Raw genomic sequence first — 22967 nt, forward strand, 5'->3', positions numbered from 1 at the left:
CCGCTCTGAATTACAGATTAACGAGGCCGAGCCGCTCTGGATTATCCACCGGCACCGTCTCTGGGTTGGACATGCCAAGCAGGGCGTAGCGGAAGCTGTCAACGAGCGCTTCCCAGCTCGCTTCAATGACGTTGCTCGAAACGCCGACCGTGCTCCACGTATTTTGCTGATCAGTGGATTCGACGAGCACGCGCACTTTAGCCGCCGTCGCATCCTTCTCGTCGAATACGCGCACTTTATAGTCGGAGAGATGGATTTCGTTAATTTTCGGATAAAACTGCACAAGCGCTTTACGAAGCGCGTTGTCGAGCGCATTTACGGGACCGTTGCCCTCAGCTGCCGTGTAGACTTGCTGTCCAAGCACGTTCAGGCGGACAATCGCCTCCGACAACATATTGCCGTGCGTGCTGTCCATGAGCATTTTGTACGATTCGGCGACGAATACTTCCTCCGATTGGCCGAATGCGTCCCGAAGCAGCAATTCGAGGGAAGCGTCTGCGCCTTCAAATTGGTAGCCCTGATGCTCCAATTCTTTGATGCGATCCATAATTTCCTTCGTTTTCTCATTGTTGGCGTTAACGTCGAGGCCAAGCTCCTGCCCTTTGGAAATAATGTTGCTTTGACCGGCCAGCTCGGATACGAGAATGCGCTGTTTGTTGCCGACAAGCTCTGGCGCAATATGCTCGTACGTCTTGGAATCCTTCATAATCGCCGAGACGTGTATTCCGCCTTTATGGGCGAACGCTGCATTGCCGACATAGGCTTGACCTACCGGCATGCTCACGTTGGCGATCTCGCTGACGTAGCGCGCCGTGCTCGTCAATGTCCGAATTCGGTCTTCAGGCAAGCAATCGTAATTGAGCTTCAACTGCAGGTTCGGGATAATCGAGCAAAGGTTGGCATTGCCGCACCGTTCGCCGTATCCGTTGATCGTACCTTGCACTTGACGCGCTCCGGCTTGCACGGCAGCGAGCGAATTCGCAACGGCAAGCTCGCAGTCGTTATGGGTATGGATGCCGATAGGCGCCGTCAGCTCAGCACGCACGCGGCTGACGATGTCATGAATTTCGTTCGGCAGCGTTCCGCCGTTCGTATCGCAGAGGACGAGCCAATCTGCTCCGGCATCTTGCGCTTTTCTCAATACGGACAACGCGTATTCCGGATTGTTTTTGAAGCCGTCAAAGAAATGCTCGGAGTCGAAAATCGCCTCCATCTGCTTCCGCTTCAAATAAGCGATCGAATCGTAAACCATCGCCAAATTCTCTTCTAGCGTTGTTTGAAGGGCCGTATGGACATGGAAATCCCAAGACTTCCCGACAAGCGTCGCGGCGGGTACGCCTGACTCTGCGATGCGAACGAGGCTGGCGTCCTGATCGGCTTCGCTGAACTTGCGGCGGGTGCTGCCGAATGCAGTCACTTTAGCTTGCAGGTTCAGCGTCTTGACGCGTTGAAAAAATTCGATGTCTTTGCTGTTACTGCCCGGATTGCCGCCCTCAATATAGTGAACGCCCAATGCGTCGAGTTTTTGCGCAATTTTCAATTTATCATCCGCTGACAGGCTGATTCCTTCGCCTTGTGTCCCGTCACGGAGTGTTGTGTCGAATATCGATATCGAAGTATTCATTATTGCCGGGAGGCCTCCTTCACTGATAGCCATTACAAATCATAATGTATTATTATAGCACTTGTTAGATCGAATGTAGAGAGGAGGCAGTAATTTATTTTGGCCGGTTGGCAAGGGTTGATTGACTTGCTCGGCGGACCGGCGGTATGATGGGAATGTACGTTCGATGACTGGAGACTGAAGAAGAAGGAGGAGACGCCGCGATGGGGGAGACCGGTCAAACGAATCCGGCCAAAGGGCGCGTCATCCTGCATGTTGATATGAACGCGTTCTACTGCTCCGTGCATGAGGCGGAGGAGCCGGACTTATATAAAGGAAAGCCGACGGCGGTTGCAGGCAGCATCGAGCTGCGCAAAGGCATCGTCGTCACCTGCTCATATCCGGCTAGAAAGCGCGGCGTTAAGACCGGAATGACGGTGAAGCAGGCTATGCGCCAATGCCCGGAGCTGATCCTCATTCAACCGGATTTTGATTTGTACCGCAAATATTCACGCGGTTTTATGGCGATTGCACGCCAATATACGCCGTTAGTCGAGACGGTGTCCATCGACGAGTGTTATTTGGACATTACGGGTTCCAAGCTGTTTGGTGCGCCGTTGGACATCGCCGAGGCGATTCAGATCCGCATTCGGAGCGAGCTGTCGCTGCCTTGCTCGATTGGCGTCGGACCCAACAAGCTGCTGGCCAAAATGGCGTCCGATATGAAGAAGCCAAACGGCATGACTGTGCTTCGCATCCGCGATGTGCCTGGTTTGCTCTGGGATAAACCTTGCGATACGCTGTTTGGCATCGGAGGCAAGACGGCAGAGAAACTCAAGAGGCTTCATATTCACACGATCGGCCAACTGGCTGCGGCAGACGAAGCGATGCTGGTTAAACAATTCGGCACGATTGGCTCCTGGATGAAAGCAGCCGCGCATGGTATTGACCATGCTCCCGTCAACGGAGAGCGCGAAGCCAACAAATCGATCGGTCATACGACCACGCTGCCAAGCGACGTGACGCGGACGGAGGACGTCCACCGGATTATGCTCAATTTGGCCGACCAGACGGGACGGAGGCTGCGGCGACAAAAGCTGATGGCGGCTACCGTGCAAATTACGATCCGGAGGCCGGATATGACGACGATTACGCGATCGCATACACTGCGAACGCCGACCCATTCGGCTGATGTCATCTATGTAGAGGCATGTCGGCTGTTCGACGTCCACTGGCCGAACGGGGAACCGGTACGGCTGCTTGGCATCACACTGCAAAATTTATCGCCGCAGGAAGATACCGCCATTCAGCTTGATCTGTTCGACTACGAGCAACAGCCTCGCAAGGAGGCGCTGACGGCTGCGATGGATCGGCTGCGGGATAAATTCGGCGAGGACGCGGTACTGACCGCCGGTATGCTGGGGGACGATCCGTCAGCTCTGATCCGTAACAAGAAACGCCGCGGAACGTCGTTGCAGAAGGATGATTTGAGCCCATAAATAGGCGGTCGTTATTGCCAAGCTGCGTTTGTTTGTTATATATTGATGAGTGAAGGTTTACACTATGGATAACACGCGGAAGACAAGCATAACTTCATTATAGGAGAAATGTTCCGAAATGATCCGTAATATTTTGGGGAGGGAAATGTGATGGGTAAGTTTACATGGGTAGAGAAAGATACCTGTATCGCTTGCGGCGCTTGCGGCGCAACGGCACCTGATATTTACGATTATGACGATGATGGAATCGCCGAAGTGATTTACGCGAACGACGGAAATAAAGGCAATACGGAAATTCCAGAGGATCTGTACGACGATCTTCAGGATGCTTGCGACGGATGCCCTACCGATTCGATCAAAATCGCTGACGAACCATTTAATATGTAATGATTTTGAAGCTCCCGGCCTTATGCATCCCCGCATAGGCCGGGAGCTTTTTGCTTGCGTGCCCTTTGTTTCTGCCTCCAATTTGCCGATATACAGTATTAGGAGGGATTGGAGGGATGGAGATGGAGACACACGCAGAAACGCTATACTTGAAGCACTACGTCAATCAGCACCCCGATAATCAGATGGCATGGTATTTGCTGGGCAAGCAATATATGATGCAAGGTAAAGAGGGCAAAGCGAATTACTGCTTCCTGCAAGCGGGTAAAATATATGATGCCTACGAACGCAAGCGGCACCCGCTAGCCGACGGTCAGCCGCAGCAAGTACTGGAGCAATGGAACGCGAGACAGCGGAGAAAGAGACTGGCGCAGCGAGTGGCCGGTCTTGCCGTCTTGCTGCTGTTGTTGGTTGTTGCGCTGCCCGGGGGTCAGGACGATTCCACGGAGACGGCTGACGCGCCGCAAATCATTGCATGGATACGACCGCAGTTTGGCGTTGTCCTTGTCCGGCCGCAAGAGCGCGAACAGGTAGGAAAAGCTTGGAGCGCCATGCTTGCTTGGCCGAGGCAGCCGGTGCTTGCCGTCGCGGCCCGGCTTGAAGAGGAGGACGGCTGGCGCAAATGGACGGGAAGCAAGCGGCTCGTCATGTCGGTTGAAAGAGAAAATGAAGCCGCTCCGCTGCAAGTTCGAATGTATGACCGGGGAGCCTGCAACTGTGTGCCAATGGATGACAGGCAGCTTCAGTCCAAGCTGACCGAATGGGCGCAAAAACAAGAAACCCGCTGGACGTTATCCAGCGCCATATTCCAATATAACCGGCTTTACGGAAAATGGCCGGAACGACTGGACCAGCTGACCCAGCCTTATCCCCGCAACGTGCTTTCCGGCGATTCGAGCGAGATGAAGCGAATGTTCGCGCCGCTGCTTGCGGCGGTAAAAGCGGATGCGGCCGAACGTGCGGCGGAGGGAGGCAAGAAGGGAAGCGAAGGGAAGCCGCCGCTATCCGTGTCTGCTATAACAGAAGGAGAAGAAGCGGTGCATGGCAGCTGGCGCAAGCCGCTCGAAATCGTTATCGACAAAGCGACGCACCAGCTGGCGGTTGTCAGCGGCGACATCGTCGTGCGCAGCTATCCAGTAGGATTGGGCGGCGATGAAACGCCTGAAGGATTGTTCCAAATAAGCGAGAAGGTAAGAAATCCGAACGGCCGCGATGACGGAGAGTTCGGCAGCCGCGGTATGGCGCTTTCCAATACGCTGTATGCGATACATGGCACGGACGAGCCAGACAGCATCGGTAAGGATGAGTCGCATGGCTGCATCCGAATGGGCCGGAAGGATGTCGAAGAGCTGTACGATCTGGTTCCGCTTGGCACGGCTGTGACGATAAAAAACGGGACCCTTCCGTCCAAGCAGCAGGCTCCAGCCAAAAGGTTCAAGCTGGCGCCGCAGGCGAACGAAACGAATCCCGATAAAGTTTATCGATGGCTGAATTAATGCGTTACGGATTGACAATCAATAGAACAGCAACCGCAACGACAACTATGCCAACGATAGATCCCGCCCATACGAGCGCTTTCTTATTGACCTCTTCTTTTGGTTTTGTTTTTAACGCCGGAGGCTTCCGTTTCGCCGTACTCATCGACAATCAACCTTTCTATCGCGTAATATGAATAATCAATAAATATTGTAATCGTTTTCTCAGATTGCCGCAATATCATGAAGAGTCCTAGCTACGGCAAGGCTCTTTTCTTTTTGGCATAAAAAAGCTAAACTGAAGGGTAGGACATGCTTAACGCATTATGAGAACGGAGTGAATGGCAGTGCTTTATTCTTCGATACTTAAACCTGTATTGTTCAATATGGACGCAGAGAAGGCCCATCATCTTATTATAGACGGGCTACATACCGCGGGCAAAGTGCCAGGCTTCAACGGTTTGCTGAACGCCATGTACGGTGTGGCGGAATCGCCAGAGCTGACAGTCGATCTGTTCGGCCTACGCTTCCCGCATCCGGTCGGGTTGGCGGCTGGACTGGACAAAAACGCGAAAGCGGTCGATTCCTTCTCGAATATCGGCCTCGGATTTGCCGAAGTCGGCACCGTTACGCCGAAAGGACAGCCCGGCAACGAGCTGCCGAGACTGTTCCGGCTGCCTTCGGACGAAGCGCTAATCAACCGGATGGGCTTCAATAACGATGGAGCGGAAGCCATGGCGAAGCAGTTGGAAGGCCGGAAGGTGCGGCGTATTCCGGTTGCGGTCAACATCGGCAAAAACAAAGTGACCGAGAACGAGTGGGCGCACGAAGATTATCGCTCCTGCATAAAAGTGTTGTATGCGCACGGTGATTTCTTCGTCGTCAATATCAGCTCCCCGAATACGCCCGACCTGCGGGCGCTGCAGCATGGCGACGAGCTGCGCACGCTGCTTGGCGAAGTGCGGGAGGAAATGAACGCACAAGCGAAGATCGCCGGAAAACCGCCTAAGCCGGTGCTGGTGAAGATCGCTCCAGACATGACGGACGAGCAGTTGGAATTAACGGTGGCGACGATCCAGGAAAGCGGTGTTGCAGGCATCATCGCTACCAATACGACGTTATCGCGGGACGGCTTGACGCATGCCAACGCCGGGGAAGCGGGTGGACTTAGCGGACTGCCGCTGCGCCAGCGTTCGACAGAAATTATTCGCGCTATTTATAAGCAAACAGAGGGTAAACTGCCGATTATCGGCTCCGGCGGTATTTTTAATGCCTCGGACGCATACGATAAAATTCGCGCGGGCGCATCGCTTGTAGAAATTTATACATCCCTCATCTATAAAGGACCGGGCGTGCTCCGCGAACTGACGGACGGCTTAAAGGAAAAATTGCGTAAGGACGGCTACCGCAGCATATCGGAAGCAGTAGGCGCGGATCATCGTTAGGAACAGGAGGCGGCCGGATGGACGGAAGGAACTGGAATCTATTTTTACAGCCCTATGAGCAAGCTGTAGAAGAACTGAAAGTGAAGCTGAAAACGATGCGAGTCGAGCTGAAAATGCGAGAAGCTTATGCGCCAATCGAATTCGTTACCGGCCGAGTCAAAAAAATATCGAGCATATTGGAAAAAGCGAAACGGCTGCAGGTTCCGCCTGATCAGATGGAAACGGGCATTGAGGATATCGCCGGCATCCGTATAATGTGCCAGTTTGTGGACGACATTCACCGGGTGGCCGGGTTGATCCGGTCCCGTAAGGACCTTACGCTCGTTTACGAGAAGGATTATATAACCAATTATAAGGATAGCGGCTATCGCAGCTACCATATGATTGTCGAATATCCGGTGCAAACTGCGCTTGGACAAAAAATCGTGCTGGCCGAAATTCAGATTCGCACGCTGGCGATGAACTTCTGGGCGACGATCGAGCACTCGCTTAATTATAAATATAAAGAAAGCTTGCCGGAGGACGTTCGCGAGCGATTGAAAAAGGCGGCCGAGGCGGCTTTCCAGCTCGATACCGAGATGTCGAGCATCCGGCACGAAATATTGGATGCGCAGCGCGGCTTCGAGGAAGGCTCGAACGTCGTTACGAAAGTGCTGAACAATATTCAGACGCTGTATTACTTTCACAGAGTTCGCGAGGCGGCGCAATTTCAGTTGAAATTCAACGAGCTGTGGGAGCAAGAGGATATGTTCGGTTTGAAGCAGCTGGCGTCCGAGATTGAAGCGGCCATTGTGCGGGCTAAGAAAAATAACCAATCGTAGGCGCGGCGTCTACGCCAAAATCCCCCGTTTCGCGGACAGGCGAAACGGGGGATTTTGGCGGAATGGGCAGCTAGAGAGAATGGCGGCCAATCTGGTTTTTGAAATGACAGACGTCCTAAGGTATACTCAGTTTGATATCGACTGGACAGGTAATAGATAGAATCGGTAACCGGACATTAAGAGGTCCGATGACAGAGGCTTCGACAATCAGGGGGAAGAGATGATAGAATTACCGCGCGCTTTTTTAACGAAAATGGAACAGCTGCTGGGGGATGAATTTGCGCCATTTATGGCCTCGTACGAGCATGAACGCTTATACGGGCTTCGGCTTAACCGGCTGAAGCTGAATGCGGATGAATGGCGGGCGATTACTCCGTTCGGCAGCGACTTGCGCCGCGTCCCTTGGAACGGGGACGGCTATTATTACAAGGAGGACATGCGCCCGGGCAAGCATCCGTTTTATCATGCCGGGCTTTATTATATCCAAGAGCCGAGCGCGATGGCGCCGGTTGAATTATTGGATGTACAGCCGGGTCATCGAGTGCTCGATCTTTGCGCCGCGCCGGGCGGCAAATCGACGCAAATCGCCGGCAAGCTGCAAGGCCGCGGCGTGCTGGTCAGCAATGACAATGCGAGCGAACGGACGAAGGCGCTTGCTAAAAATATCGAGCTGGCGGGCGTTCGCAACGCCGTCGTGCTAAACGCCGAGCCTTCGGCGTTAATTCCGGCTTTCCGGGGATGGTTCGACCGTATTCTGATCGATGCGCCTTGCTCCGGCGAAGGCATGTTCCGCAAGGACGATTCGATGATCGCCGGCTGGGAAAAGCATTCGGTTGAGCGCTGCAGCGTTATGCAGCGAGACATTTTGCGAGACGCGGCTCTGTTGCTTGCGCCGGGCGGAGTGATTGTCTATTCGACCTGCACATTCTCTCCCGAGGAAAATGAAGCGCAAATCGCCGCGTTTCTAGCCGCTAATCCTCATTTTGAACTGTTGCCGTCGGAGCATGACTTCGGCTGGCGGCCAGGCAATCCAGATTGGGCCGGTGAAGCAAAGGACGAATTAGACGCGGAACGGCTCGCTTCGATCGCCGGAACGGTGCGGCTGTGGCCTCATTTGCTGGAAGGGGAAGGCCATTATGCGGCCGTGCTGCGGAAACGGGAGGATAGCGGCGAAGCAAAGCCGCCGGCTGAAATGGAAGAGCGGACGGTTGAAACGAAGGCGCTTAGCGTCAGCGACAATGATCGTTCAAGGTCGAGAGGAAAGAAAGATCGATTGGCGCTGCAGGCCGGCGAGAAACGGCACGCAGGCAAGGCTGGCGGGAACCTGAAAGGACGCGGAGCATCACGTCCCGTGGAACGGACGGAAGACGCCGCCGCTTCCTGGCTGCAATTTGCGCAGGCGAATTTGACGGGAAGCGGGTGGGACGAAGGTAAGATCGTCGCGTTCGGTTCCCGCGTCTATTTGCAGCCGCAGGAGCTGCCGTCGCTGGACGGCGTTCGGGTCGTCCGGGCGGGATGGTATGTCGGAGAAGCGGAACGCGGACGGTTCGAGCCGTCGCAAGCGCTTGCGATGGGCTTGCAAAAACAGTGGGCGAAACGGTCGATCCGTTTCTCGTCTGAAGATCCGGCAGTCATTCGCTATTTGAAGGGAGAGACGCTCTTTGTCGAACCCGAGGCCGTCGAGCTCGTGGAAGGCGATAGCGATAGGAACAAAGCGGCCTTGAGAGGGTATGTGCTCGTCTGCGTTGAGGGCTATCCGCTCGGGTGGGGTAAATATTCGGACGGCGGCATGCTGAAGAACGAGCTGCCGGCTGGTTGGAGGTACGTATAAATGGCGAAGAGGATGAGGCTGGACAAGCTGCTTTCGCATACCGGCTTTGGAACGAGGAGCGAGATTAAAAAGCTGATTAAGCAAGGCATTGTAACAGTGGACGATGCCGTGGCGAAGGACGGGGGATTGATCGTCGACCCGGACAGTCAGCGGGTAGAGGTCGGCGGGGAAGCGGCTGTCTATCGCGAGTTCATTTACTTAATGCTGAACAAGCCGCCAGGCGTCATATCGGCTACCGAAGACCGCCGCGAGCGGACGGTACTCGACTTGTTGTCACCGGAAGACAGGCGAATGGAGCCGTTTCCGGTGGGAAGGCTCGATAAAGATACGGTTGGTTTGCTGCTGCTGACCAACGACGGGCAGCTGGCGCATGAGCTTTTATCACCGCGTAAGCATGTGCCGAAAACGTACGAGGCAATCGTATCGGGCGATGTTGGCGAGGAAGACAGGCAAGCGTTCGTTGCCGGCGTCGAGCTGGACGACGGCTACGTTACGATGCCATCTGAGCTCGTCGTTGCCGACAAAACGCAGGAGGACGGCGAGACGCGCAGCAGCATTGAGCTCACCATTATGGAAGGAAAGTTTCATCAGGTGAAGCGGATGTTCGAAGCGGTCGGCAAAAAGGTGCTTTATTTGAAGCGATCGGCTATGGGGCCGCTGCTTCTTGACGAAAAGCTTGCGGAAGGCGAGTACCGGGAGCTGACGGTGGCAGAGGTGGAGCTGCTGCGCAGCTACCGGAGACCGGATGCGGCGGAACGCCATTCTTGAGCATTTGAGACAGCAGATGAATGGGTTATAGACGCTCGCAGGGGCGTTACGTCTGTTGCCCTATATAAAATAGGAAAAAGCCGCCTGGCAAGGGCGGCTTTTTCTCGCTTTCAGCTATTCGATTAGATGAGAGCGCCTCTCGAAATGATCACCAGCAGGATGAACAGGACGAGGATGAATCCGACCGTCGAGGAGCCTCCAAATACACCAGACACGCAAATTCCTCCCTGTAATAGAATCCGGCGGCGGTTCGGCGCATGCTGCTAATCGAATGGAATGCCTGGAATGAGGCCGCTCGGTATGGGATATTGTATGGGGAAAGCAGGAAAAAGAATGGACTTTTATCCCGGTGTATATGGAATTGGGCGAATGTCAGGGCCGAAAATGAAGCCATTCGGGTCAGTCGCCAAGGGAGCTTTGCCGTTGAGTGGCATTCGTCTTGCCTGACAGCCGTCTATCTTAAAGGTGTCGGCGCAGCCCTTTTGGCAAATGGTTTTTCAGCTGCCCTCCGCTCGCTTTTGCCCAGCCGAGCGGATAACCGTCTGCCGTTACAAGCCCCCAGCCGCTTTGAGCATCGGCTGCGGCCAATGTTTCGCCGCGCAAATAGGCAGCGATTTCGGGAGCATCGGCTGAATAGTTCTGTACCCAGTCCGCTTGCTCGGGCCGAACGGCCATGGCGAGGGCGTGGGCCGGTTCGAACCGGTTTTTGCGAAGATCGCCTAAGTGGAGACCAGCCCGCGCTACCTTCAAACCGTCCAATTGAGCTGCGCCAAATCGCTGTTCTCCGTCATGCGGAAGCCAGTATAAGGCGTCGCCAAATAGAACGGGCTCCCCAGCGCCAAGGACGAAACGGGGAAGCGACTTGTTCGCGAATTCATTGAATGCCGTCAGCTGCTGCGCCGCTGTAGACGCGCCGCCGGGCTTTTTGCCGCGGTCGCGTTTTTTGGACGCTTTGCCCACAGCCCGTTCGCTGCCTTGCGCCGACATTTCCGCCGATTCCGACTGCCTGAGAACGGCTACGAAATGGCCTTCACCTTGAACGAGATGCGGCCAAAGCCGTTCCGTTGCTTCTAGCCGGAAAGAAGGGTGCTTGGCGATGAACTGCTCGATCGTCTCCTCGTTTTCTTCACGATTGAATGTACAGGTAGAGTAAACGAGTGTCCCGCCCGGCTTAAGCATAATTGCCGCATGCTCCAAAATATCGGCTTGCCGCTGCGCGCAATAGTCGACATGCTGCGGCGACCACTCGGCAATAGCATCGGCGTCTTTGCGAAACATGCCTTCACCGGAGCATGGGGCGTCCAGCATAATACGATCGAAAAAGCCCGGAAATCGGGAGGACAGCTCATGCGGCGCGCCGTTGGTGACGACGGCGTTGGAGATGCCAGCCCGCTCCACATTCTCGCTTAATATTTTGGCTCTTGCCGGATGAATTTCATTGGCGATTAGCAGCCCTTCGCCCCGCAATTGACCGGCGATATGCGTTGTTTTGCCACCCGGTGCGGCCGCGAAATCGAGAATCGTCTCGCCAGGCTGCGCGTCGAGCCGCTCTGCCGCGGACATCGCCGACGGCTCTTGAATGTAATAGAGTCCGGCAGCATACAACGGATGCTTGCCGGGCTTTGCGTCATGCTCGTAATAGTAACCGGTCTCGCACCAAGGGATGGGGGACAGGCTGAATGCTTCCTTCAGTGTCCCGGCGCTTTCCTTAGCCGATCCGGTTTTTAACGGATTGAACCGGAGCCCGTAGGCTCGCGGTTCTTCGTAGCTGCGTAAAAACTTCTCTGTCTGCTCTGCGCCAAGCAGAGCAGTTATTTGCCGGATATAAGACTCTGGAAGTTGTACGTTGGACAAAGCTGTCTGCGGCTCCCTTCTCTATGATCTGCCGCGTCCCCGTCCGCCGCCTGGCTTGGACGAACGTGAGCCTTGCGGTCTCGAGCTAGAGCCAGAGCCGGCTCCGCGGTTTCCGCCGCGTCCGCCGCTTTGCGATCGGCCCGAGTTGCCGCGACCGGCATCGTTGGAACGCCCTTCCGTCTTTCTGCCGCCCCATGAGCTCGGGCCGTCCGGGGCGCTGCCCGTTCTTGGTCCTTTGCCGCGACTGCGGCCGGCTGCTCCGCGTTCAGCAGGGGCTGCGGTATCTTCCCATGGGTTGCCCGCCGCCGCTCTTGCTCCAGCCTTGACAGGTTTGCCGGCTGCTCCTCGACCGCCGCGCTGCTCCTGACGGCTACCGTTCCGATCACCGCCGCGCTGCTCCTGACGACTGCCGTTCCGATCGCCACCGCGCTGCTCCTGGCGTCCGCCGCTCCGATCGCCGCCGCGCTTGCCGCGTCCATCGCTAGCCGTAGCGCTAGAGGCTCTGCCTCTCGACGCGCCGCGATTCGTATTCGCGCTTCGGCCGCCTCTCGCGCCCTCGTCGTCCGTCCGCTGCACCCGGCTGCCCGATATGATCCTTCCTTCCGAATCGATCGCCCGTCTGTCGAGACTTGCGTTAATGCCCCGTTCGATATGCTGCACTGCGCCGCGATCGTAAGGGGAGGCAAGCGTTATGGCAACACCGTTTTGTCCGGCCCGTCCAGTTCTGCCGATCCGGTGAATATAGGTTTCTGAGTCTTGCGGCACATCGAAGTTAAAGACGTGGGTGACGCCTTCAACGTCAAGACCGCGAGCCGCCACATCCGTCGCGACCAATATTTGCAGCCTAGCATCGCGGAAACGTTTCATTACCTGTTCGCGTTTCGCCTGCGTCAAATCGCCATGCAGCTCATCGGACGCAAAACCGGCGTCCTGAAGCGCCTCGTTCAGTTTTTTGGCGCGTACTTTCGTCCGGCAGAAGACGACCGCCAAATAAGGGCGATACTGCGACAACAGTTCGATGAGCGCTCCTTGTCTGCCGCGATCCGTCGTTTCCAGTACGATTTGCTTAATGCTGTCGAGCGTCACGTTCGTGCTTTTGATACGAATATCTACAGGTGTTTTCATATAATTCTCGGCCAGACGTTTAATCGCTTCCGGCATCGTAGCCGAGAACAGCATCGTTTGCCGCGCTTTCGGCGTTTGCACAACGATCGATTCAACCTCCGGCAGGAAGCCCATATGCAGCATTTGATCGGCTTCGTCCAATACAAGCATGCGGAGCTTGCCGAGATTGATCGTCTCGCGCTTCATATGATCGATCAGCCGTCCCGGCGTCGCGACGACAATATGCGGCGCGTTGTTCAATTTGCGGATTTGGGCGACGACGTCCTGACCGCCGTAGGCGGCAAGCACTTTTGCGCCGACAGCCGGCGCAAGCTTGGCCATCTCTGCTGTAATTTGAATCGCCAGCTCCCGCGTTGGCGTCAAGATGAGTGCTTGCACCTGATCCTTTGTTACGTCGATCCGTTGCAGAATCGGCAGCGCAAATGCGATCGTTTTACCTGTGCCCGTCTGCGCTTGTGCGATCATATCTTGACCGGCGAGCAGCGCCGGAATTGCTTTTTCCTGTACTGGAGTAGGCTTTACGATCCCGTCGTTTTGAAGCCGCTCCGTCAATTCCGGCATAATGCCCATTGCGTTAAAATCGGTTGACATGGGTTGAATTTCCTCATTTCTTCTCGTACGTTTTGAAGTTTAGTATAACAGTTGTCTCTCCGATGTGCATCTTTCGGCTGCATATGCTATGCTGATTGCGATAAATAGAGGTGAAAGAAGGATGGGCAATGGATGGAACACAGCGTTCCGCGGTCAAACCGGGGCTTACGGTAGATATCGTACTGAAGCAGGATCAGCGAACGGGCAAGCTGACGCGAGGCGTCGTCGGCCAACTGCTGACGAACTCGAGCACGCACCCGCACGGCATTAAAGTGCGGCTGACTGACGGACAGGTCGGCAGGGTGAAAAAAATATACGAAGCGTAAGGAGAGCTGAAAGGTGGCTTTCGGAATTAAGCGAGCCGAAATGGAAGCATGGAAAAGCAAGGTGGCCCGCGGAGAAATCGCATTCCTGACGCATTATTGGCTAGATCCGCGCTTCCCGGGCGCAAAGACGGTAACCAAGGTTGGCTGCGCAGATCTTGCAAAGCTGAAAGACTGGTGCCGGAGCAACGGCTTGAATCCTAAATATATACATATGCGTACGGAATATCCGCATTTTGACCTGCTCGGACCGAAGCAACGGGAAATATTGCTGAAGGAACGGCAGATGGAGCAGCTGGAACGATTTAAGCTGTTGGAACAGCCGTAAACATTGCATGCCGATGCACGGCCAAATAAAAAAAGGACGACCAGGAGGCAACAGCTGCCTTCCGGTCGTCTTTTTTATTAAATAAGCAGCTCCAGCCACTGTTCCGCGGTAACCGGACCGAAATAAAAAGCCAGATCCGTATCGTCCAAGATCGCTTTCAGAGCGCCAGCGTCGTAACGGGCGCCAACCAGCTTCGCCGCGAATTCGGCGCTGTCGCCCCGTCCGAAAAAGTCGCCGTATACGGCTGCGCCAACGATAACGCCTTCTTCAACCTGCAGCCGGACGTCGAACGTGCCGGCGCCTTCGATCCGTTTCGTCTGGCGCATGTTAAAGGCCGGAGAACGGCCGTAGTTCCATTCCCAGCTGCGGTAGCGCTCGTCCGCCAGCTTGCGGACATTCGCCCAATCCTCTTCCGTCAACTCGTAATATGGAATGTCGTCCTCGCCCTCGAAGATCGATTCCATTATAAATTGCTTGAATTGCTCGACCGTGATCGGCTCGGCCAAAAATTCCGATATGTTGGCGACCCGGCTGCGGATCGATTTCGTCGACTTGGATACGTATTTTTCCGCGTTGACTTTCAGCGCCGAGACGACGTTTTCCATCTCCGAATCAAATAGCAGCGTGCCATGGCTGAACATTTTGCCTTTGGTCGAAAACTGCGCATTGCCGGAAATTTTTCGTTCCCCGACCTGCAGGTCGTTGCGTCCCGACAGCGCGGCATTTACCCCGAGTTTATGGAGAGCCCGGACGACCGGCTCGGTAAACTTTTTAAAGTTATGGAACGACTGGCCGTCATCCTTCATTATAAAGCTGAAGTTCAGATTGCCGAGGTCGTGATAGACGGCGCCTCCGCCTGATAGGCGGCGAACCACGTGAATGCCGTTCGATTCCACGTACTCGGCGTTGATTTCCTCAACCGTATTTTGGTTTTTGCCGATAATGATCGACGGTTCGTTAATATAAAACAGCAAATAATCATCCGTGTCCGGCAACGAGCGCAGAATGTACTCCTCCAGCGCCAAGTTGAGTGTCGGGTCGGTTAGGTTATTATTGCTAATAAATTTCATAGCCATTTTGCTATCCCTCCAATATTGCAATTGTAACCTAGTTTCGCTTTCTAATCCAAGCGGATGACCTGATATCGCTTCCGATACTCGCCGGGCGTGAAAGAAGTTTGGCGTTTAAACAGGCGAATAAAATAATTATAGTCCTGAAAACCGCATTGCTCCCCGATTTTGACCAATGACAGCTCCGAGTGCGTCAGCAGCGGCTTGGCGCGTTCCACCTGTAAATAATGTCTAAATTTGAGCGGACTCATCCCCGTATAATCTTTCAAGCACCGCGACAAATAATCAAAATGATAGTGCAGGTCCCGCTCCATCTGCGCGGAGTCGAAAGGGGCATTCAAGCGGTCCGCCAAGTAGGCGGCAACCTTCTCGCCAAGAAGACGGGAACGGGCTTGATGGCTGCCTGAAGCCATCCCTCTTTGCAATTGGACTAGAAGTTGACTGAACAGCGTTTGCAGCTCGAACGATCGGCTGGGCGTCAGCATGCTGTGCAATTGCAGCATTTCCGCCAACAGCGGCACGATGACTCTTAAATCGACGGCTGCGAATTTAGGGATTTCAATCACGGCGGGCGGGGGAGCGACGTCTTGGTTCGTCGTTTCCAGCAGCGGCTGCCGCCAGCTTTGTTTCTGGGCCAGCTTGGGCTGCGAGTCAGCAGGATATTGAAAATGGATCCAATAGACCTCGGTTTCCTCGTCGGTAGGACGGCTGCCTAGATGTCTTTTTCCCGGCTCAAGCACGAGCATCATTCCTTGCCCAACGTTGTACGGAACATCATTTTCTTCCATATATAAGGTGCCCTTGGTACATATGATCATGTCGAAGGCGTCGAACTGACGCTCGGCATGCATGACGCCTGACGGCCACAATACATAGCCAACGGTGGCGAGCAGAGGTAAGGGTGGAACTTGCATTTCAAGCACGAGCATCGAATCACGCCCTTTCAATAATGCAGAAATTGTACTATAGAATGTCGCTATTGTCAGCTGTAATAGGGGACGATTTCTTATAGTGTGGTAGATATCATAGGATGAAAATACAACAAAGAGAGGGTTTTAAGGTTGAGCAATCAAACATTGATCCAACGGCAGAGATGGTTTGTGAATCAAAGATGGGGCATGTTCATTCATTTCAATAGCGCCACCTTTCAATTTGCAGACTCCGAGATCATTGATTGGGAATACGATCATGAAAATAACGATGAGCCTCGGCGATTCGTCTTCGATCCGAAGAATTGGAACCCGACCCGGCTGGACTGTGCGCAGTGGGCCAAAGCGGCTAAAACGGCCGGAATGAAATTTGCCGCTCTGACGGCGAAGCACCATGAAGGATTCAGCCTATGGCCGACAACATACACCGACCATTCCGTCAAAAATGCGACGCTTCAAACGGATGTCGTTAAACAATACCTTGAAGCGTTCAGACAGGAAGGGATTGCGGCGGGGCTTTATTTTTCCGCATTGGACTTGCATCATCAAATCGGACGGAGAAAATGCACGCTGGAAGACAAGCAATTTATTAAAAATCAAATCACGGAGCTGCTGACCGGTTACGGAGAAATACCGTTTCTAATCATTGACGGCTGGAACGCGCCCTGGGGCGGCCCAAGCTACAACGATCTTCCGTTCGAAGAGCTCGATGCATGGGTGAAAGGGCTGCAGCCGCAATGCTTGCTGATGAATATTGGGTGCGAGTCGGGCATCGAGCATACCGATATCGCTTTCTTTGAAAATGCGGCCGGACAGGAAATCGGCGATGCCTTTAACGGACCGGGAGCGAGCTGCAACATTTTAACGAATACGTGGTTCTGGCGAACGGCGGACTCCGCGATGGAGCTTCGGACGGCAGAATGGGCGCTCGAGAAGACGGCCGAGTCGAATAGCCGCAATGTATCCTTTTTGCTCAACGGCGCTCCCAACCAGGACGGCTTACTGGACGAAAATATCGTTCGGCGCTTCAGTGAAATCGGTGAACGCTTCCGTGCGTCTGAGGATCTTGCAGACATTCCGGAAAATTGGCTGTACCGGTCCTGATAACGGCCTGTAAATGAAAGATAAACGCTTGCGAAATAGATCCGTTCATCTTGAAACGACGGAAATCTGTTTTGCTAGCGTTTTTTTTATTCGACGGTATTGACGATTATGACGACCGTCATATAAAATTATGATGGTTGTCATAATCGTAAAATAAAGGAGTAGATCAAGATGCCAATGATTGATGTTTATATGCCGGATAATCTGTTTCCGGTTGACGCGGACGACAAGCTGGGAACAGAGCTTGCGCTTGCTGTGCTTCGTGCGGAAGGCGTGGAGACGCCAGGTCCTTTTCATCTAAACAATACCGCTGTATTTATTCATCGTTTAAGTACTGGAGCTGTTCATACGGGAAGCGTCAATTCTGATAACAATGTTCGCATACAAGTCATTACTCCTCCAGGAGCGTTGAATCGGGATGGGCAAAAGACGTTTACGAAAGAGGCAACGGAGCTTATCGCCCGAGTTTCCGGAGATGAAACGCAGGCGCAGCGGACGTGGGTTATTTTAACGGAAGCGGCTGAAGGAGGCTGGGGGATTGGCGGAACGGCATTCGGCCAAGAGGAGTTTGCTGCTTTGGCAGCACAAGCGCTGGCGGCGAGAAAGCAACAATAATGGGTGCAGCAATTTAGGAGTTAGTTAGATCTGGCATTCTTAATGTCGATAAGCAACTGTTCGGCCACTAGTTCAAAAGAGTCCAGCGATTTTTGAGCGCGGCTGATCGCAACGGCGCCTTCGCATGAAGCAACAAGCAATGCTGCCATGCGGCGCGCATTATCCTCGTCCAGTCCGCCTCGATACAGCAGCTCGGACAAACGGCTGCTCCACTCGCGAAAAACAGCGGCAGCCCGGCTTAGCAGAGCATCGGAGCCGGATGCCGTTGTGACGGCCAGAATCGAGCATCCGGCCTGATAGGCGGAAGCGGTTAGCAGCGATCTCCACATGGCGATAAACTGTTCGGCCACCGTTTCGGCCGCTTGGTCCTCCAATGCGTTTAACAATTCGACCGCTTGGCTTCCTGCAAGATCGATCGCTTCCGCGATCAGTTGATCTTTTCCGCCGGGAAAATGGTGATAGATAGAGCCTCTAGGGGCTCCGGTAGCTTCAATAATTTCTGAAAAAGAGGCGGCATGAAGCCCTCGCATCGCGAGCAGCTTTATGGCGCCTTCAATCATTTTTTCACGAGACAGGCGAGGCATTTCAAAAACCACCTTTGGCATAAGTTCTACTCTATCCTAAAATGATATTTAATTGCCTTTCCTTTGTAAAGCATCCAACTACACCGTGACTATAGCATTTAAATTTTACATATTGGGAACCGAGCGGTCGGCTGCGGAGTCTATTCGATGGAGGTGAGCAGGTGGAAACGCATTATTTGACCCATTTGGCGGGCGGATACGACCGCAATCTCATATTGGAGCAATTGATGGATGAGTTCGGCCATGATGTGTGGAGCTATGCTTTTTTTCTAACGAAGCAGCGGCAGACCGCCGACGATATTGCCCAGGATGTATTTTTGGCCGCCTATGAGAGCCTTTACCGGTACCGGGGAGAAGGAACAGTTCGTGGATGGCTGCTCACTATAACGCGTAACCGCTGCTATTCCTTTTATAAATCCTCATACAAGCGAAAAACCGTTTTGGCACGCAACGTCGAGCCTATGGGTTCCGCACCCTCTCCTGAAGCGGAAGTGCTATTCCGGGAAGAGGCGAAGGAGGTATGGCTGCGGGTAATGGAACTGCCTGTCCGATTCCGGGAAGTGCTTATTCTCGACTACCGTTACGGCTTGTCCGTGAAAGAGATAGCATCAGTGCTGAACGTGACCGAAGGGACGGTCAAGTCGCGGAGCCACCGGGCGAAAGTGAAGCTGTCGCGCATGCTGGCGCACGGGGAGGAGAGAGGGCGATGAACGATCAAAGGGAGAGCGGCGATTTCTCGATTGAGCTTCAATTAAGAGAAACGCCATTCCGGGAGACGGCGCTGCCGGAGGAGCTGAAGACAAAAATTCGGTTGAGGGCGGCCAGAACGGTTCATAGCGAGAGCGGCGCGGTTCCCCCTGCGCGGCGCCGCTCCCGTTATACCGCATTAGCGGGTGCTTTAGCAGCAGCTGCGGCAGTGCTGTTGACAGCGGGCTTGTGGTTTTGGCAGGAGGGATGGCCTATGGGAAGCGGGCAAGTTGAAAAGAGAACCGCCTACATGCAGGACGGAATCGTGCGATTCGAATTGTTTCCTGGCGGCGAAGCGACAGCTGGCCAGCGGAACGGGCTGCTTATTGTATTTAAGGAGCCGTATGCGGTGTACAAAGACAAGGTGATAACAGTGAACGCCGAGCATGTGAAATCGGGGAGGGTCGAGAGGCTGGTAGAGAACGGCAAGCTGAAGGAGCCGGCTGAAAGCGAACAGGTCATCCGCTACGGCATTCCGGATGCCGGTTTGCCGCTAGGCGGCGAGTGGCGGGTTACGGTGGAGGTAGACGGCCGATTCTACGGCGACGCCGTTATCGATGTGCCGGACGGTTCATGGGAGGACAGTCCCGTGTTTTCTTCTCCGCCGCTCGCGGACGTCCGGGGGACCGAAGGCAGGCTCGCGTTGCTGGAGCACGGTTTCATAGCGGGTCAGCCCAATAAATATATGTGGCTGCTGTGGGGCGGCGAAGAAGAGTTAACGGGACGATTTGAAGCTTTCGCGGTCAAGAAGGGCTCGAATGATTTCATCGAACTGTTCTTGATGAACAGCATGGGGACTAAACAAACCTCGTATGCCGACCGTTATTTTCCATCTACGCTCATGCTTCCCGAACCGGGCCAGTGGCGGATTGTCGCTTATGTGGACGGGAAGCTGTTCGGCAGCATCGTCGTAACGGCAACGGAGCCGGTTGCGGGCGATATTCCGCCGTCTTAATATGTCGAGAAGCGAACGCGGCGGGGGAGCGGCGAGAAGAGGGGGGCGGAACGGGAAAGCTCTTTTCTCCTCTGGCATTAACCGCCTTGTTCTTCCTTGACAGGCGCGTTTCGCTTCATTATAATCAAACTAATCTTTTTAACGAATAATCGGCGTTGAAGAGGAGCAGTAGTGTCGAACGGCAAGGCCTAGAGAGCCGGCGGAAGGTGGAAGCCGGACCTGCATCGACATGAATCTCGCCTTGGAGCCGCGCGTCTAGCAGATGCGCCGTATATCCCGCGTTAAGGGTTCAAAGTGAGCGGAAGGCAAAGCATGCCGGAGGCTAACTAGGGTGGTACCACGGGATTGATCTCTCGTCCCTAGCGATTATACGCTGGGGGCGGGAGTTTTTTGTTTTTCAGACTAGCGACATACAATGAGAGGAAAGTGGAACGATGAGTCAGGATCAACAACAATACCACGGCTACAATCCGCTGGCGGCAGAGCCGAAATGGCAGCAATTTTGGGATAAGAACAAGACGTTCCAGACGAGAGAGGATGCGGGCAAGCCGAAGTTTTACGCGCTCGACATGTTCCCTTACCCGTCCGGCGCAGGCCTTCACGTCGGCCATCCGGAAGGCTACACGGCGACCGATATCGTATCCCGTTACAAGCGGATGCGCGGTTACAACGTGCTTCATCCGATGGGTTGGGACGCGTTTGGTCTTCCTGCTGAGCAGTATGCGCTGCAAACCGGCCGCCATCCGCGTGAAATTACGTTCGAGAACATCGACAACTTCCGCCGTCAGATCAAATCGCTCGGCTTCTCATACGACTGGGACCGCGAATTCAGCACGACCGATCCCGATTATTATAAGTGGACGCAATGGATTTTCATCCAGCTGTACAAAAAAGGACTTGCCTACGTGGCTGAAGTTCCGGTCAACTGGTGCGAAGCGCTGGGAACGGTGCTGGCCAATGAAGAGGTCATCGACGGCTTAAGCGAGCGCGGCAACCATCCGGTTGTCCGCAAGCCGATGCGTCAATGGATGCTCAAAATTACCGATTACGCCGAGCGTCTGCTCGAGGATCTGGAAGAGCTGGACTGGTCGGAAAGCATTAAAGACATGCAGCGCAACTGGATCGGCAAGTCGACGGGCGCTGAAGTGACGTTCGGCATTGACGGCAGTGACGCATCGCTTGTCGTGTTCACAACTCGTCCGGATACGCTGTTTGGCGCGACGTATTGCGTGCTTGCTCCTGAGAATGAGCTGGTTGCGCAAATTACGACGGACGAACAACGCTCGGCGGTAGAAGCTTATCAGGAAGCAGCGGGGCGCAAAAGCGATTTGGAGCGTACGGATCTCGCTAAGCATAAAACGGGCGTGTTTACGGGCGCATATGCGATCAATCCGGTAAACGGCGCGAAAACGCCGATCTGGATCGCCGACTACGTCCTGGCCGGCTATGGCACGGGGGCGATTATGGCTGTTCCGGGACATGACCAAAGAGACTGGGAGTTTGCGAAGCAGTTTGACCTGCCGATCATCGAGGTTGTGCAAGGCGGAGACGTATCGAACGAAGCTTACAGCGGAGACGGCGCGCATGTGAATTCGGAGTTCCTGAACGGGTTGAACAACGAAGAAGCTATCGCCGCTATGATCAAGCATTTGGAGGAAATCGGAAAAGGGCAAGGCAAAGTAACGTACCGCCTGCGCGACTGGCTGTTCAGCCGCCAGCGTTATTGGGGCGAGCCGATTCCGATTCTGCACCTGGAAGACGGCACGATGAAGACCGTTCCGGAGGATCAGCTGCCGCTGCTGCTGCCGGACGTTGACGCAATCAAGCCATCCGGCACGGGCGAATCGCCGCTGGCGAACGTAACCGAGTGGGTTAATACGGTCGATCCGGAGACGGGCATGAAAGCTCGCCGCGAGACGAACACGATGCCGCAATGGGCGGGCAGCTGCTGGTACTACCTGCGGTTCATCGATCCGAAGAACGACAAGGAAATTTGTTCGCCGGAGAAACAAAAGGAATGGCTGCCTGTCGATCTGTATATCGGCGGCGCGGAGCATGCGGTGCTTCACCTGCTGTACGCCCGTTTCTGGCATAAAGTGCTCTACGATATCGGCGTAGTCGATACGAAGGAGCCGTTCCACAAGCTGGTCAACCAAGGCATGATTCTCGGCACGAACAACGAGAAAATGTCCAAGTCGCGCGGCAACGTAATCAATCCGGACGACATTGTAGGCGAGTTCGGTGCGGACACGTTGCGTATGTACGAAATGTTCATGGGACCTCTTGAGGCGACGAAGCCTTGGAACACAAACGGCGTCGAAGGCACGTACCGCTTCCTCAGCCGGGTATGGCGACTGTTCGTTAACGAGGACGGAAGCCTGAACGCGAAGATCGGCGCAGACGGCGTATCCGATTCCTTCAAGCGGACATGGCATCGCACGATTAAGAAGGTAACCGAGGATTTCGATAATCTCCGCTTTAATACGGCAATCAGCCAGCTGATGATTTTCGTCAACGACGCTTATAAAGCAGAAGCGCTGCCTCGCGAGGCGATGGCGAACTTCCTGCAAATGCTGTCTCCGCTCGCTCCGCATATTACGGAAGAGCTGTGGGAGAAGCTGGGCGGTACGGATACGATCACGTACGAGCCTTGGCCGACGTTCGAAGAGGCTTGGACAGTCGACCAAGAGGTCGAAATCGTCGTTCAGGTGAACGGCAAAATTGTCGAGCGCATATCCATCGCCGCCGATACAAACGAAGCGGATATGGAAGCAATAGCGAAAGAAAACGAGAAAGTGCGCGAAGCGATCGAGGGCAAGACGGTGCGCAAAGTGATTGCAGTCAAAGGCAAGCTCGTCAACATCGTGGCAAACTAATACAAACCTAGAAGAGGTGAGCGGTCTATGGCTAAAG

Annotated in this window: 21 protein-coding genes and 1 other annotated feature; of the genes, 14 read left to right on the plus strand and 7 right to left on the minus strand. The window is 54.4% G+C overall.

What is annotated here, in order from left to right:
* Nucleotides 1-10: 10 nt before the first annotated feature.
* Nucleotides 11-1624 (minus strand): citramalate synthase, encoded by a 1614-nt coding sequence (gene cimA, locus ACFVTB_RS11195; protein WP_387748470.1) that lies wholly within the window; start codon nt 1622-1624, stop codon nt 11-13.
* A gap of 203 nt (nt 1625-1827) precedes the next feature.
* Here cimA and ACFVTB_RS11200 point away from each other — a divergent pair, with 203 nt between their 5' ends.
* The 3 genes from ACFVTB_RS11200 to ACFVTB_RS11210 all read left to right on the plus strand — a co-directional run bounded on the left by ACFVTB_RS11200 (nt 1828) and on the right by ACFVTB_RS11210 (nt 4985).
* On the plus strand, nt 1828-3102 hold the full coding sequence (locus ACFVTB_RS11200) for a DNA polymerase IV (protein WP_387748472.1): 1275 nt from the start codon (nt 1828-1830) through the stop codon (nt 3100-3102).
* Between the two features lie 150 nt (nt 3103-3252).
* The gene (locus ACFVTB_RS11205) at nt 3253-3489 is read left to right on the plus strand and encodes a ferredoxin (protein WP_387748475.1); all 237 of its coding nucleotides are present in this window, start codon (nt 3253-3255) and stop codon (nt 3487-3489) included.
* A gap of 116 nt (nt 3490-3605) precedes the next feature.
* Nucleotides 3606-4985 (plus strand): L,D-transpeptidase, encoded by a 1380-nt coding sequence (locus tag ACFVTB_RS11210; protein WP_387748477.1) that lies wholly within the window; start codon nt 3606-3608, stop codon nt 4983-4985.
* Between the two features lie 4 nt (nt 4986-4989).
* On the opposite strand, the gene ACFVTB_RS11215 is transcribed toward ACFVTB_RS11210, so the two are convergent.
* Nucleotides 4990-5130: a hypothetical protein gene (locus ACFVTB_RS11215; protein ID WP_387748479.1), complete on the minus strand. Its 141-nt coding sequence runs from the start codon at nt 5128-5130 to the stop codon at nt 4990-4992.
* A 181-nt stretch (nt 5131-5311) separates the two neighbouring features.
* Between ACFVTB_RS11215 and ACFVTB_RS11220 the strand changes: the two genes are divergently transcribed.
* From ACFVTB_RS11220 to ACFVTB_RS11235, 4 genes are all read left to right on the plus strand, one after another.
* A complete protein-coding gene (locus ACFVTB_RS11220) occupies nt 5312-6409 on the plus strand; it encodes a quinone-dependent dihydroorotate dehydrogenase (RefSeq protein WP_387748599.1) in 1098 nt (365 codons plus the stop codon).
* 17 nt (nt 6410-6426) lie between these two features.
* Entirely contained in the window at nt 6427-7230 is an 804-nt protein-coding gene (gene yjbM, locus ACFVTB_RS11225; protein WP_387748481.1) for a GTP diphosphokinase, read from the plus strand.
* A 220-nt stretch (nt 7231-7450) separates the two neighbouring features.
* On the plus strand, nt 7451-9061 hold the full coding sequence (locus tag ACFVTB_RS11230; protein WP_387748483.1) for an RsmB/NOP family class I SAM-dependent RNA methyltransferase: 1611 nt from the start codon (nt 7451-7453) through the stop codon (nt 9059-9061).
* Nucleotides 9062-9829, plus strand: a complete 768-nt coding sequence (locus ACFVTB_RS11235) for a pseudouridine synthase (RefSeq protein WP_387748485.1) — start codon at nt 9062-9064, stop codon at nt 9827-9829.
* 459 nt (nt 9830-10288) lie between these two features.
* On the opposite strand, the gene ACFVTB_RS11240 is transcribed toward ACFVTB_RS11235, so the two are convergent.
* Together ACFVTB_RS11240 and ACFVTB_RS11245 are read right to left on the minus strand one after the other, a co-directional pair.
* Nucleotides 10289-11683, minus strand: coding sequence for an RsmB/NOP family class I SAM-dependent RNA methyltransferase (locus ACFVTB_RS11240; RefSeq protein WP_387748487.1), 1395 nt, complete (start codon nt 11681-11683; stop codon nt 10289-10291).
* Between the two features lie 21 nt (nt 11684-11704).
* The gene (locus ACFVTB_RS11245; RefSeq protein ID WP_387748489.1) at nt 11705-13399 is read right to left on the minus strand and encodes a DEAD/DEAH box helicase; all 1695 of its coding nucleotides are present in this window, start codon (nt 13397-13399) and stop codon (nt 11705-11707) included.
* Between the two features lie 128 nt (nt 13400-13527).
* Between ACFVTB_RS11245 and ACFVTB_RS11250 the strand changes: the two genes are divergently transcribed.
* Complete coding sequence (locus ACFVTB_RS11250; RefSeq protein ID WP_387748491.1) at nt 13528-13725, plus strand: YwbE family protein; 198 nt, start codon at nt 13528-13530, stop codon at nt 13723-13725.
* A 13-nt stretch (nt 13726-13738) separates the two neighbouring features.
* Nucleotides 13739-14050 carry a hypothetical protein gene (locus tag ACFVTB_RS11255; protein WP_387748493.1) on the plus strand — a complete coding sequence of 104 codons (312 nt, stop codon included), beginning with the start codon at nt 13739-13741 and terminating at the stop codon, nt 14048-14050.
* Nucleotides 14051-14127: 77 nt separating this feature from the next.
* On the opposite strand, the gene lplA is transcribed toward ACFVTB_RS11255, so the two are convergent.
* Both lplA and ACFVTB_RS11265 read right to left on the minus strand, forming a co-directional pair.
* Entirely contained in the window at nt 14128-15120 is a 993-nt protein-coding gene (lplA, locus tag ACFVTB_RS11260) for a lipoate--protein ligase (protein WP_387748601.1), read from the minus strand.
* Between the two features lie 50 nt (nt 15121-15170).
* The gene (locus tag ACFVTB_RS11265; protein ID WP_387748495.1) at nt 15171-16049 is read right to left on the minus strand and encodes a helix-turn-helix domain-containing protein; all 879 of its coding nucleotides are present in this window, start codon (nt 16047-16049) and stop codon (nt 15171-15173) included.
* A 147-nt stretch (nt 16050-16196) separates the two neighbouring features.
* Here ACFVTB_RS11265 and ACFVTB_RS11270 point away from each other — a divergent pair, with 147 nt between their 5' ends.
* Both ACFVTB_RS11270 and ACFVTB_RS11275 read left to right on the plus strand, forming a co-directional pair.
* Nucleotides 16197-17153, plus strand: a complete 957-nt coding sequence (locus tag ACFVTB_RS11270) for an alpha-L-fucosidase (RefSeq protein WP_387748603.1) — start codon at nt 16197-16199, stop codon at nt 17151-17153.
* Between the two features lie 171 nt (nt 17154-17324).
* Nucleotides 17325-17768: a tautomerase family protein gene (locus tag ACFVTB_RS11275; protein ID WP_387748497.1), complete on the plus strand. Its 444-nt coding sequence runs from the start codon at nt 17325-17327 to the stop codon at nt 17766-17768.
* Between the two features lie 20 nt (nt 17769-17788).
* Here ACFVTB_RS11275 and ACFVTB_RS11280 read toward each other — a convergent pair whose 3' ends face one another.
* Nucleotides 17789-18352, minus strand: coding sequence for a TetR/AcrR family transcriptional regulator (locus ACFVTB_RS11280; protein ID WP_387748499.1), 564 nt, complete (start codon nt 18350-18352; stop codon nt 17789-17791).
* A gap of 161 nt (nt 18353-18513) precedes the next feature.
* On the opposite strand from ACFVTB_RS11280, the gene ACFVTB_RS11285 reads away from it, so the two are divergent.
* From ACFVTB_RS11285 to leuS, 3 genes are all read left to right on the plus strand, one after another.
* Nucleotides 18514-19062 carry an RNA polymerase sigma factor gene (locus tag ACFVTB_RS11285; RefSeq protein ID WP_387748501.1) on the plus strand — a complete coding sequence of 183 codons (549 nt, stop codon included), beginning with the start codon at nt 18514-18516 and terminating at the stop codon, nt 19060-19062.
* A complete protein-coding gene (locus ACFVTB_RS11290) occupies nt 19059-20054 on the plus strand; it encodes a DUF4871 domain-containing protein (protein WP_387748503.1) in 996 nt (331 codons plus the stop codon). Before ACFVTB_RS11285 ends, ACFVTB_RS11290 begins: the two co-directional genes overlap by 4 nt.
* Nucleotides 20055-20200: 146 nt before the next feature.
* Nucleotides 20201-20418 (plus strand) — a binding site (T-box leader).
* 70 nt (nt 20419-20488) lie between these two features.
* Nucleotides 20489-22930 (plus strand): leucine--tRNA ligase, encoded by a 2442-nt coding sequence (gene leuS / locus ACFVTB_RS11295; RefSeq protein WP_387748505.1) that lies wholly within the window; start codon nt 20489-20491, stop codon nt 22928-22930.
* Nucleotides 22931-22967 lie beyond the last annotated feature (37 nt).

Source organism: Paenibacillus sp. NPDC058071 (assembly GCF_042885235.1).
GTDB lineage: Bacteria > Bacillota > Bacilli > Paenibacillales > Paenibacillaceae > Pristimantibacillus.